Here is a 12,060-nt window from a genome sequence, read left to right on the forward strand (position 1 = left end):
CATTCGTCTGACCGATGGAATAAACCGCCGATTTGTCCAAAACTTCGGGCAAGTCAGCGGTTTTCTCTATATTCTGGTGTAGTTGAGCGATATTATTTTTCCCACCAGACTTTGGTGTTGATATCGTCAGGTCCTCCCAGCGATTTTACTGCGGCCTCGTAATTGGTTTTATTGGTTTGTTGGAGGGTGGCCGGATAGTTGAACCGTACGGGGACCATTTTGTTGTTATCCATGCCTGCTCCGGGTTTCATTTCCGGGAGACCTGTACGGCGGTATTCGAACCAGGCCTGATAATCACAGAAGAAAGCGGCCAGGTGTTTTTGAAGTAGTATCCGTTCGAGTGTCCCGTCGTATGTGGCTTTGGGGTTGTCGAAATAGTCTCCGGGGACTACCCCTCCCCATTGTTCGATTATCGCTTCTACGGCTTTCCGGTAGTGGGGGGCTGCCTGGTCTGTGATCAGTCCCCGCCAGGCCATTTCAGCTTTGATGAATTCAACTTCGGCATAAGTCATAAAAAGCACTTTCATCGGTGCCGTACCTAATGTTGCATTAATGTTGGAAGCATTGTAATCGAATCGTTCGGTGGCAGCAAATCCGCTCGGATAACCTTTATAACCGATCTTCTCCTGGCTACCGTCGTTTTTGGTGGCTTCATCCATAAAAATAGGAAGACGCGGATCGTTCAACTCCACCAGTGTATTTACAAAAAAGGAAGCCATCGCTTTATTGGAACGAAAATCTTCGAGCCGGCTAATGGGTGAGTCGTACGGCGAGATGCCGGATATCGGCAATAAAGCTCCGTCTGCATTGTTTTCAAATACCGGATACTTTACCGGATTTCCGATCATCTCCGCTAATTTGGCCAGACTGTTCATCTCCGAACGTTTCGAAAGCCTCAGTAAACTTCGCATGTGCAGCGAATTGGCGAATTTTCTCCATTTCCTGACATCCCCGTCGTATAATAAATCGGTAGAAGATAAACTTTCGGATTCATCGAAAAGTGAATTTGCCGTTTCCAGATCACTTAATACCTGTTCGTAGACTTTTTGCTGGGTATCGAACTTCGGAGTTAAGATTCCTTCGTCTCCCCGGCAAGCTTCAGTCATCGGAACATCTCCGAAGCAGTCGGTCAGATTGGCATATACCCAGGCTCTCAAGGTCAAGGCTACCGCCTGATAATTTTTACTTTCTGCACCGACGGCCAATTCATACATTTCTTTGATATTGGTCAGCTGGAGATAATAAGTATTCCAGGTAGAATTTCCGGCATTCTGTAAATCCGCATAACGATGTACTCCGCCGGTAGTACTGGTGGTGACCATAAACTGCATCAAATGATGGGTAAAACTATGGGCCCGGTTATAATTGAAATTGGCTAAATCGTAAAGGGTGGGCGTCATCAGAGTCGAAGGGTCGATTTTTTCCAGTCGGTTGGGATCGGTATTGATCTCGTCGAAGTTTTGGGTACAAGCAGTCCATCCGGTTGCCAATAGCAATAGGCCTATTATTTTTTTTCGTAACATAAATCTATTTTTAAAATATTAACGAACGATGATCAGAATTTCAGTGTCAGATTAAAGCCCATGGTTCGGGTAGAAGGTAATTGCCCCATTTCCGAACCCGGAACGATGGTACCGTTATTCAGGGTTGCGACTTCCGGATCGTATACCGGGAAATCTTTTGTCCACATGGCCAGATTACGCCCGTACAAGGCGAGGGTCAGGCGTTCGATACCGATCTTATTCAACCCCGCCGAGGGAATCGTATATTCGATACGGGCTTCCCGGAGCTTCAGGAAAGAAGCGTCGAAAGAGTTGGTCTCTACATTGGCACGCCTCCAATAATCGGCGTAGTATTTGGATACAGAGATCGGTACATTGTTGGGTACATACTGCCCCCGTTCATCCAGCATCACACCTTCACCGACGACTTCAAAATTGGGGTTTTCCCGGTATTTCAGGGTATGTTTCAATGTTCCGTGTTCGGTCATTTTATGGTGAGTCTGGGAATAAACGATACCTCCCCATTGACCGTCGAACAATATGCTTACCCGGAAATTTTTGTAAGAAAACTCGTTCGAGAAACCGGCTTTCCAGGCGGGATAGGCATTCCCTACATATTCGAATTCGGTTGTCCGGGCCGTGATCCCGTCTTTCCAAACAACTTGTCCGTCAGGGGCCCGTTTTAGTTTATAACCGTAAATATCACCGATAGAACCACCTACTTTTGCAATCAGGGCACAATTAGTACCTCCTGTATAAGCAATGGTCTGTCCATCGGTCAAACCGGCTGCCAGGGACAATACCTTGTTGTAATTTTTCGCCCAGGTAAAAGTTGAATTCCAGGTGAAATTTTTTGTTTTTACCGGGGTTCCGTCCAGTTGTAGTTCGATACCGCGGTTACGCACTTTCCCGGAGTTCATCGTTGCTTTGGTATAACCGGTCGTTTGATCCATCGGTACGTCGAGAATCTGATTCCGGGTGATATTGTTATAAAAAGCCAGATCCAGTCCGAAACGCTGCTTGAACATCCGCCAATCCAGTCCGACCTCTATGCTATTGGAGATTTCGGGTTTGAATCTGGCATTGTAAAGCGTGGAAGATACGGAAGCCGATCCCGGAAAGGCAGAGGTATTATAATATTTGGCTGTTTTATAGGGGTCGGTATCATTTCCTACCTGTGCCCAGGAAGCTCTCAACTTGGCAAACGATATTTGTTCGGGTAGGCGGAATAGGTCTGAAAGTATAAAACTCGTACTCACAGAAGGATAGAAAAAAGAGTTGTTGCCGGAGGGGAGTGTACTCGACCAGTCGTTCCGTCCGGTTACATCCAGAAAGATCTTATTGGCATAAGATAAGGTGGCTGTGCCGTACACACTATTTACCCGTTTGTTTCTTTCCGTAAAGGTGGTGATCGGGGCAGCGACTCCGTTACTCAGTTTATAAACTCCCGGAGTGATCAGGTCTTTTACGTAAGCCTGTTGCATTTTGTATTTATTGTCCATCCGGTTGGCTCCTACCGATACACTCAGATTGAAACTGTTGCTCAATTGGTTCCGGTAGGTAAGTAGAACGTCCGTATTGTTTTCGTAGCTGAATACATCTTGTTGCTGGTAATATCCTTTGGGGAAATTCTTCAGACCATAAGGACGGATCATTTCGCGGGTATCGAAACTCAGGTCGATACCGGAACGGATCATCAATTCCCATTTCGGTGAAAATTCATAGATGATCGAACCGGTTGCGACAACACCGTGTTTTTCCATCGGATTCAGACATTCGTAGGCGATAACGTAAGGATTGTCCAACCAGGGACTGAACGGACGCAATATTTCCCGTCCTTCTTTCCCTTTCACCCAGCGTTGTTGGTACCAGCGTACATCGACGCTCGGATTGGTCAGGATCATAAAATAAGGGATAGAGGAGTTGTTATATCCCGTTGCCGGCAGATTATCGCTTTGCCGTTTGACATAATTGACCTTGGCGGAAACTCTTAACTTATCGGTTACCTGGTTTTGGAAGGAGCCCGATACGGCGATCCGGTTAAAACCCGTGTTCGGCATGATCCACTCATTTTTGGTATAAGTAAGCGATAGGCGAACGGCACTTTTTTCCGACGAACCGTCGATCGCAATACTGTTGACGAGTGTATAACCTGTTTGCCAGAATGCTTTACGATGATTTCTCTTCACCCATGGGGTACGGACCGTACCCATCTGTTGGGTTTCGGGGTCGTATTGATAATAGAGCGAACCGTCCAGTTTAGGCCCGAACGAAAGAGCTACATTGCCTGAAGCGGCTCCGTCTTCAGAATCTCCGTAAGAGTAATATAGTTTGCCCGAAGCATTGGTCTTTAAATCACCTTGACCGTATTCTTCCTGAAATTCAGGCCAGTGTAATACCCGGTCGAAACTGGAGTTGGAATTAAAAGTCACTCCCAGGTATTTTTTCTTTTTATTCACGCCTGATTTCGTCGTCACGAGCATCACCCCATTGGCTGCCCGGCTTCCGTATAAAGCAGCTGCGGTAGCTCCTTTCAGCACCTGGATACTGGCGATATCATCCGGATTGATGTCGGCTATGCCATTCCCGTAATCTACCGGTACGTCACCACCACCTCCGGCTCCGTAGGAGTTCGAACCATCACCTGTCATCTGACTGTTTAAAGGCACTCCGTCCAATACGATCAAGGCATTGTTGCCGTCGATATTTAAAGAAGCATCCCCGCGTAAAGTAATCCGGGCGGAGGAGATCGGACCGGAAGAAGTCGACAGGATATTTGCTCCGGCTACTTTTCCGACCAATGCAGAAGCCCAGTTGGTCGGTGTCGCATCGGACATCATCTTTTCAGTAACGGTTTGGGTGGAATAGCCCAGGCCTTTTTCTTCTCTCTTAATCCCTAAAGCTGTGACTACTACGCCTTCCAATTCTTGCCGTTCTTCTTCCAGGGTAACATCGATCACTGTTTTGCCGTTCCATTTCAATTCCTGTGTTTTAAAGCCTAAAAAGCTGAAAACGAGCACAGCGTCTTTATCTGCTTGCCCCATAGATAAAGAATAAGTCCCGTCATTTTGTGTTACCACTCCCAGCGTTGTTCCTTTTATCAGGACGGCCACCCCGGGCATCGGACTTCCCTGCACATCTTTGACGGTGCCCGATAACACCATATCTTGCCCGAAACCTAACTTACAGGCAAGACATAAGACCCATAAAGTCGTAAAAATTCGTTTTGTCATACTGATTTTACACCTACTTTTCATAGTAATTTTAATTATTTTTTACAGGTGTAAAAGTATATTCAAGAAAAAACGGAATCATTACAAAAAAGTGAAGATTCCGTTAACCCGTCACGACTCAACTATTTTTTATCCTCTCATTGATCAGATCGCGGTATTCCCAGTAAGCTTGTTCCAATAACGGCATTTTTTCAGCGAAGAAAGCATATATTTTATCCCAATCCGCGGGATGGTATAGATTGACATCTTTCAATTCGAAATAAATCACACTTAACGGGCGTTCGCCCATGCCGAGGTAATCTTCGTCCCAATGCAGATCCTCCCCGCAATCCGCTGCCATGAGTTTCCGGTAAGACTGAAAACATTCGTAGATTTCGTATCTTCTCAAATCGTTTTTATGGTCGATTTGGAACAATACCAGAGCTTTTTGTTCATCGGCATAAAATTTGAGTTGGGTAGACTTGATTTTAACTCCTGTCAACACCCATTTCCGGTAAATCTTATGTTTGGAACAATAGCGTTTAAATCCGTTCCAAAAATTGATTTTAAGCTCTTTTGCTTCCTCCTTCGACCACATAATCGTTGAAAATTGAATATAAAAAAATGAAAATAATTATCTTTGCAAAGATAGAATTAATTGGGCGAAAGTTTATAACGTCTATGCCTTAGTTTAATTGCTTATGTTAGAACTAAAATACGATTATCACAGTATAGAGGCCGGATGTGACGAAGCCGGGAGGGGATGTCTGGCAGGTCCTGTTTTTGCTGCTGCCGTAATCCTGCCGGATAATTTTTCCAACGAATTGCTCAATGACTCTAAGCAGCTTTCGGAAAAACAACGGGCCGGGCTCCGTCCGATCATCGAACGGGAAGCTTTGGCTTGGGCTGTGGCTAGTGTCGATAATCACGAAATCGACAAGATCAATATTCTGAATGCTTCTATTCTGGCGATGCACCGGGCTTTAGACCAATTGAAAGTACGTCCCGGACACATCATTGTCGACGGTAACCGTTTTAAAAAATACAGAGATATTCCTCACCTTTGTATTGTTAAAGGTGACGGTAAATATATGTCCATAGCAGCGGCTTCCGTGCTTGCAAAAACTCACCGGGACGAATATATGGAAAACCTTCATGCTCTTTTTCCCGTTTACAATTGGAAAAAAAACAAGGGGTATCCGACACAGGAACACCGGAAAGGAATCGAACAGGCTGGAGTTACGGAATTTCATCGTACCAGTTTTACTTTATTGGACTCACAGTTAAAAATTCAATTTTAAAATAAGAACCTATGCATTAAAACTTGCTCCCTTCTTTTGTATTTAGTTTATTGCTTTTAGCCTTTACCTTTTAAACTTTTACTTTTTATATGGCTTTCATCAATTCGATATTAAGTATTTTCACCCAGAAACGGTTGGCACAGATTGACTTTTTCAAGGCCAATCCGATAAAAGTACAACGGGATACGTTACAGGAATTATTAACTCTGGCAGCAAACACCGAATATGGTCAGAAATATCACTTTAACACTATTTTGACTGCCGAACAATACCGGGAACGTTTGCCGATCGTCCATTATGAAGATATCCGGGATCTGGTCCTGCGGACTATGGAAGGGCAGAATAATTTGCTTTGGCCCGAAGAGATCAAATGGTTCGCCAAGTCGTCGGGGACTACTGATGCCAAAAGTAAGTTCATCCCGGTAAGTTCTTCTGTACTTGAAAATTGTCATTTCAGAGGGGGAAAAGATGTCATCGCTATTTTTAACCGGCTCTATCCGGAAGCACAGGTATTTAGTGGAAAGACTCTGGCTTTGGGGGGGAGTAGCGAGGTTTCTAAAAGTAATAACAATTGCCAGTACGGTGATTTGTCGGCCATTATGATTTCTAATACCCCTTTTTGGGCCAATATGATGAAAACCCCCGATTCATCTATCATGCTGATGAGCAATTGGGAGGAGAAAATCGAGAAGATATGTGAGACGACGATCAAAGAAGATGTCCGTTGCCTGGCAGGAGTTCCTTCCTGGTTTTTGACGGTCATTCATAAAATTTTGGAAAAAACAGGAAAAAATAACCTGCATGAAGTGTGGCCTAACCTGGAGTTGTTTATTCATGGTGGGATTAGTTTTATTCCTTACCGGGAACAATACAAACGTCTTCTGCCCGATCCTAAGATGAAGTATCTGGAAACCTACAACGCTTCGGAAGGTTTCTTCGGTTTACAGGATGATCCGGAAGATTCTTCTATGTTGCTGATGTTGGACTATGGGGTTTACTATGAATTTCTCCCTATGAGTGAGCTCGGTAAAACCAAGCCCCGGACTTTATTATTGGAAGAAGTGGAAACCGGGGTCAATTATGCGCTTATCATTACGACCAATGGAGGGTTATGGCGTTATATGATCGGAGATACCATTCAATTTACTTCGGTTAAACCGTATAAGTTCAGGATTACCGGTCGCACAAAATTGTTTATCAATGCTTTTGGAGAGGAACTGATCATCGATAATGCAACAGAGGCGCTCAAACGGGCATGTGCAGAGACCGGCGCAGATGTTTACGAATTTACTGCGGCTCCTGTCTTTATGGAAGAAGGGAAAAAAGGCGCTCACGAATGGTTGATCGAGTTCAATACACCTCCTGCCGATCCGGAGTATTTTGCCGGTCTCCTGGATCAGGAACTTCAAAAATTAAATTCCGATTATGAAGCCAAACGGTTGTTATCTCTGGAGCGTTTACGCCTGCATATCGCCCGTCCCGGACTTTTCAACGACTGGCTTAAAGAGAATGGCAAACTGGGAGGACAACACAAAGTGCCCCGGCTTTGGAATGACCGGACACATCTTGAAGAGTTATTGCTGCTGGACCGGAAATAAAATTCGGACAGGGACAGGGCTTCCGGAGGGGCTTATAGATTGTAGGCCTATTTTCCAGACCATCCCCTGTGCTGTTTTCCGGCTGTTTTATTGTTGAATGAGTTATACCTGAGGCTGTGGGAGTATACCGGTTTCATGTCCGGAAGGTTTATTTATCGGGGAGGAGTACCACTTTTTGCCGGGGGAAAATATGTCCGAAACGGTCGGTGACTTCGATCTCGATTTCCCGGGCTTTTTCAGATGGAGTAGCTTCAAAATAAAAGAAAGATTCCTGGGGTTGGGTATATTTCTCGGTCTTCAATCGGCCGACATATTCCAGATAATCGGGATCATAGCCGTTAAAACGTTGCATTTCCCCTTTAGCGGTTCCGTCTTCATACCATTTCACCTGCCATTTTTTATCCCAGTTCCAGACCTTGGCAATGACGCTGTTCGGTTTTTCTTTCATAGTTCCCCGGGGAAATACTTTAAATTGCCAGTTGCGCTCATGGCTTACGGATTTATAAAACCATGCTATTTTCGAGCCTGTAATTTCGAAAACATCATAACCGTTAGGGGTACCGTCACGATTTTCATCGGCTGTCCACCAAGTTCCGCAGATGGCTCCTATATTGTGTTCGATAATACCGGGTTTGATTTCATGGTTGGAATTCAGGTGGGTATGCCCTGAGATCAGACTGACAGGATGGTTTTTCAAAATACCGAACAATTCTTCTCCGCCGGGGATGATACCCCGGTCAGTATAATAAAAAGGGGAATGGGTGGCGATGAGGATTGGAGCATTTTCCGGAAGGTACTTTAAAAGTTGGTCTACCCATTGAATTTGTTCCTCCGTCAGGGCTTCGGTATATTTTTTATTTCCCTCGTAAAGGATGTTGTCTAGTACAATGCAATAGACTTTTCCTAACTGAAAAGCATAATAAGTCGGACCGAAATATTTTTCGTAGGTGTGGGCAGAAGCTTTGTCCGGCAAGATTTCCTTATCATGGTCGTGATTACCGATAACGGGATAGAAAGGTATCTTTAGTCGGGCCATTTCTTTTTTGTAGACCGGGAAGTGTTCGAAATGATCCCAGACGATATCTCCCAGACTGATTCCGGTGACCGGAGTCGCCGGGGGATAACTTGCAATCATCTCTTTCAGGTCGGGAATACTTTGGGCCTGGAAACGCTGGAACTGTTCATCCGTTTTGGTTTGTACGTCCGCGATGGCTAGCAGGGTATGATGACTCTTTTTTCCTGTCTCGGTTAGCTGGAAGATATAATCTTCTTTTTCCAGATCCAAAGGCAGATAAAATTCAGGAGTTCCCGATTGGTAATCGGCCACATATCCATCCGGGGTCAGGAGGTAAACGAAACGGGCTTCCTGGTCGGTGTCGAGTAGGAAATTCCCTTTTGTGTCTGTCTGGGTGAAATTTATTCCGTCGGTGATGACAACATGGGATAATCCTTTATTTCCTGCTTTTACCTGTCCACGGATAGGCATACAGAAAGCAGCATTACTGAGAATCAGAAATGCTGCCGATAAACAAATTGTCAGGTTCATGATTTATTCTTTGATTAAGATAGAATTGAAAACAGTTAATATTTCTTCAGGAGATTTGGCCTTTTTCAGGGCTTTTTCGAGCTCTCCGGTTTCTTCCTCATAGTAAGCGACAAAGGCTGCATCCAGGCATTTCGACAGTTCTGCCGTAGCTGTTTGTTCGTTGATTTCCTGCCGGCGGACTGCTTTTTTGAAATAACTGTCCAGCTTCATGACCGAGTTATAAATCGCAGGTTTATAGATTTCCATCGTATTATCGGTGAATCCTACCGTTGCTGTATGCCGGCGAACATATACTTTCTGGGTAGCATACAGTTTGCGGGCAATCCGATCCCCGAGGAAGTGCTGGGGATATTCTTTCAGGTCTGCATGATTCAGGTCGATCCCATAATTGGTGAATACAAATTGAGGAGTTTTCGCCGGTATAGGAGTACTGGTTGAAGCTGCAGTCGTTCCATGTGTCTTGTTGTCGGCCAAAGCCATCCGTTGAGCTTTTACCGAGAAACCTAATGCAATAAGTGCTAAAAATAAAATTGTAATTTTCATATTCTTTTTTATTCAATGTGATTTTCTTTATTTTTCAATGCAAAGTAAGAACAGAGAAATTACAGCTTGGTGAATAAATTATTTCGATTCGGTTAAATTTGGGGTACCGTACAGCGTTTTTGTATTTATGAAGGGAGCACTTCAAACCTAACCGGACACATAGATAGCTGAGTTACTTGATCGGAATAGTTTTCTGTAAGAAATTGATTTTAAATCTGATTCTAAAGTTTGAAACATATTCTTTGACTTCTCTATTTATATTCGTTTTTTATCCTCCTAGAGCAAGTTTTTCCTTTTTTGTCAACGACTGATATACCAATTCGTAAGACTGGCGGACAAGCTCAAAAATGGTCTTGTCTGGCACATCCCGGTTAAAATAGACATCGCTCCACATTCGCTTGTTCATGTGCCAGGCGGGACGGATACCTTCATAGCGCATCCGTAATTCTTCTGCATCCTCCGGTGTTGACTTCACACAACACCGATCGAAGACTTCGATGTTGACATAGCAAAACCATTTACTGCCGATATAAAAACAAAGTACCTCACGACTGTATGGGTCTTTAACAGTCGTGAAAGGCATTTTTTCTGTTACGTGCGGCAATGAAAGACAATATTCCCGAAAATCCTCGATATTCATAAGCTCCCTTTAAGAAGTACAACCTACAACCAACTTACTGTTTACAAAAATAAGTATTTGGTGTGGACTGCGCAATTGTTCTCTATATCTTTTGTGTTTAAGCCTTATACGGAGATAAACAACTGATGACATAGTAGATATATTAACCGACACTTATATCACGCCAAGTAAAGGGGCGGACTTGACAATCGGGAGCGAGTCAAAGCCAAATGGGAGGTCGATAATGTGGTGGAGGGCATTATAACCAACAGCAGAAGAAGACCCCTTTTACAAACTCCTGAGCAGAAAATGAAATAAAAAACGAGGAAAAAAAATACAGGAAAAAAGTAAACAATATCTTTTGAAAAAGAGTCATATCGACCTCCTCGGAAAGGTAAAGATATGACTCTTTTTACGTTGTTATCCTATTTTACTGAATTCAGATAGTCAGCCACTGCTTTTTCGAAAGCCCCCTGCCGGGAACGATTCGCTTCAAGAATCCGTCCGTCTTTTCCCACCAATACCCAACAAGGAATACCTGTCACTGCATAAGATTTTGAAATCGGGTCTTTCCATCCCATCAAATTACTACAATTGATCCATTGGAAATTCTCATCCTTCGAGGCTTTTTCCCATTTTGTACGGTCATCATCCAAAGAAATCGCCACAATTTCCAATCCCTGGTCATGATATTTCTCATAAATCCGTTTCAATTCAGGAATAGAAGCCCGGCAAGGACCACACCACGATGCCCAAAAGTCAATGAGTACCAATTTATTCTTCTTCACTACCTTTGAAAGTTTCACTTCCTTACCCTTAATGTCTTTAACCGTGAAATCGATAAACGGACATCCCGGACGGGAAAGACGATAGTTCTTACAAAACTCTTTCTTTTCTTTCCATTCTTCCGTCGTCTGCACCTCGGGAGCAAACTTGTCGATATAAGCTTCCAACTCATCATTGGTCAAGAAATTCTGCACATAAATACTTAATACCTGAATAAAGCGTTTATCGTTCAGATTGGCATCGATAGACTGTTTCGCCAACGCTACCTTAGCCTCGCGGATGGTCTGAAACGGTTTGGATACGATTCCCTTATATTCATCAGAATACTTTTCTTTACCGAAAATGACATTCCAAAATACCCGTTCCTGATCTTCGAGGATCTTCATCTCTTTCCGGAAATTTTCATAGGCATCCTGTGCCCATACGTTTACAGTAGCGCTGAGACACAACACCCCTGCAAGAATAATGTTCTTTAACTTCATAGTATAAATTTTGTTTTAATGATGTCCAAAATTAGGAAAAGCATCGAAAAAACGCAGTTCCGACTTATTAATATTAAGTCAAAACTGCGTTAAATATCTATTAAGTCGAATTTTCAACTATTCCTTGAACTGTACTTTCGAAATCAAATGATTCGAACGATAGGCAAAAATGCCTTTACGTCCATCGGACTGAATAAATCCGTAAATCGTATAACCATTGGAATTGGAAGCAGTCAGATTCGTTTTTCTCGTAATCTCCGAGGTTAATTCCATCGTACCGAGTTCATCCTCCGATATCTGCAACCACGGTGTCTTGATATTGGAAATGCCGATTCGGGTAACGTTCATTTCCTCATGCCTGTAATCCGGTACCCCGGCATTCCACATCAATGTATCAGCCCATTCGGAAGCAGGATTTACCGCATGGAATTTCCCGTCCTTATCCTTATGGAAAATCAAATCGATCTTATC

General features: G+C 43.7%; 10 protein-coding genes. 2 read left to right on the forward strand and 8 right to left on the reverse strand.

Going from position 1 to position 12,060, the window contains the following annotated elements; translation table 11 throughout:
- Positions 1 to 92: 92 nt before the first annotated feature.
- The 3 genes from WS34_RS08645 to WS34_RS08655 form a co-directional block, all read right to left on the reverse strand.
- Positions 93 to 1,523, reverse strand: a complete 1,431-nt coding sequence (locus tag WS34_RS08645) for a SusD/RagB family nutrient-binding outer membrane lipoprotein (protein WP_013613303.1) — start codon at positions 1,521 to 1,523, stop codon at positions 93 to 95.
- A gap of 32 nt (positions 1,524 to 1,555) precedes the next feature.
- Positions 1,556 to 4,759 carry a SusC/RagA family TonB-linked outer membrane protein gene (locus WS34_RS08650; RefSeq protein ID WP_046404316.1) on the reverse strand — a complete coding sequence of 1,068 codons (3,204 nt, stop codon included), beginning with the start codon at positions 4,757 to 4,759 and terminating at the stop codon, positions 1,556 to 1,558.
- A gap of 94 nt (positions 4,760 to 4,853) precedes the next feature.
- Complete coding sequence (locus WS34_RS08655) at positions 4,854 to 5,312, reverse strand: DUF4268 domain-containing protein (RefSeq protein WP_013613305.1); 459 nt, start codon at positions 5,310 to 5,312, stop codon at positions 4,854 to 4,856.
- A 103-nt stretch (positions 5,313 to 5,415) separates the two neighbouring features.
- Between WS34_RS08655 and rnhB the strand changes: the two genes are divergently transcribed.
- The gene (gene rnhB / locus WS34_RS08660; protein ID WP_046404317.1) at positions 5,416 to 6,015 is read left to right on the forward strand and encodes a ribonuclease HII; all 600 of its coding nucleotides are present in this window, start codon (positions 5,416 to 5,418) and stop codon (positions 6,013 to 6,015) included.
- An 89-nt stretch (positions 6,016 to 6,104) separates the two neighbouring features.
- The gene (locus WS34_RS08665) at positions 6,105 to 7,613 is read left to right on the forward strand and encodes a GH3 auxin-responsive promoter family protein (RefSeq protein ID WP_046404319.1); all 1,509 of its coding nucleotides are present in this window, start codon (positions 6,105 to 6,107) and stop codon (positions 7,611 to 7,613) included.
- Positions 7,614 to 7,761: 148 nt separating this feature from the next.
- Here the strand turns inward: WS34_RS08665 and WS34_RS08670 are convergent, their stop codons facing one another.
- The 5 genes from WS34_RS08670 to WS34_RS08690 form a co-directional block, all read right to left on the reverse strand.
- Positions 7,762 to 9,159, reverse strand: a complete 1,398-nt coding sequence (locus WS34_RS08670) for a calcineurin-like phosphoesterase C-terminal domain-containing protein (protein ID WP_046404322.1) — start codon at positions 9,157 to 9,159, stop codon at positions 7,762 to 7,764.
- A gap of 3 nt (positions 9,160 to 9,162) precedes the next feature.
- Positions 9,163 to 9,702, reverse strand: a complete 540-nt coding sequence (locus tag WS34_RS08675; RefSeq protein ID WP_022161181.1) for a hypothetical protein — start codon at positions 9,700 to 9,702, stop codon at positions 9,163 to 9,165.
- 268 nt (positions 9,703 to 9,970) lie between these two features.
- The gene (locus tag WS34_RS08680) at positions 9,971 to 10,342 is read right to left on the reverse strand and encodes an MmcQ/YjbR family DNA-binding protein (protein WP_046404324.1); all 372 of its coding nucleotides are present in this window, start codon (positions 10,340 to 10,342) and stop codon (positions 9,971 to 9,973) included.
- A gap of 404 nt (positions 10,343 to 10,746) precedes the next feature.
- Positions 10,747 to 11,589, reverse strand: a complete 843-nt coding sequence (locus tag WS34_RS15540) for a TlpA family protein disulfide reductase (RefSeq protein ID WP_286693690.1) — start codon at positions 11,587 to 11,589, stop codon at positions 10,747 to 10,749.
- A gap of 117 nt (positions 11,590 to 11,706) precedes the next feature.
- Positions 11,707 to 12,060 (reverse strand): hypothetical protein (locus tag WS34_RS08690; protein WP_046404326.1); only part of this gene is annotated, 354 nt, incomplete at its 5' end.

The organism is Odoribacter sp. N15.MGS-14 (assembly GCF_000980245.1).
GTDB lineage: Bacteria > Bacteroidota > Bacteroidia > Bacteroidales > Marinifilaceae > Odoribacter > Odoribacter splanchnicus.

What these genes read in the sequence shown, in the direction of transcription:
- WS34_RS08645 (WP_013613303.1), bottom strand. Translation starts at nt 1,523, where the DNA reads ATGTTACGAAAAAAAATAATAGGCCTATTGCTATTGGCAACCGGATGG.
- WS34_RS08655 (WP_013613305.1), bottom strand. Translation starts at nt 5,312, where the DNA reads ATGTGGTCGAAGGAGGAAGCAAAAGAGCTTAAAATCAATTTTTGGAAC.
- WS34_RS15540 (WP_286693690.1), bottom strand. Translation starts at nt 11,589, where the DNA reads ATGAAGTTAAAGAACATTATTCTTGCAGGGGTGTTGTGTCTCAGCGCT.
- WS34_RS08650 (WP_046404316.1), bottom strand. Translation starts at nt 4,759, where the DNA reads ATGAAAAGTAGGTGTAAAATCAGTATGACAAAACGAATTTTTACGACT.
- WS34_RS08680 (WP_046404324.1), bottom strand. Translation starts at nt 10,342, where the DNA reads ATGAATATCGAGGATTTTCGGGAATATTGTCTTTCATTGCCGCACGTA.
- WS34_RS08665 (WP_046404319.1), top strand. Translation starts at nt 6,105, where the DNA reads ATGGCTTTCATCAATTCGATATTAAGTATTTTCACCCAGAAACGGTTG.
- rnhB (WP_046404317.1), top strand. Translation starts at nt 5,416, where the DNA reads ATGTTAGAACTAAAATACGATTATCACAGTATAGAGGCCGGATGTGAC.
- WS34_RS08675 (WP_022161181.1), bottom strand. Translation starts at nt 9,702, where the DNA reads ATGAAAATTACAATTTTATTTTTAGCACTTATTGCATTAGGTTTCTCG.
- WS34_RS08670 (WP_046404322.1), bottom strand. Translation starts at nt 9,159, where the DNA reads ATGAACCTGACAATTTGTTTATCGGCAGCATTTCTGATTCTCAGTAAT.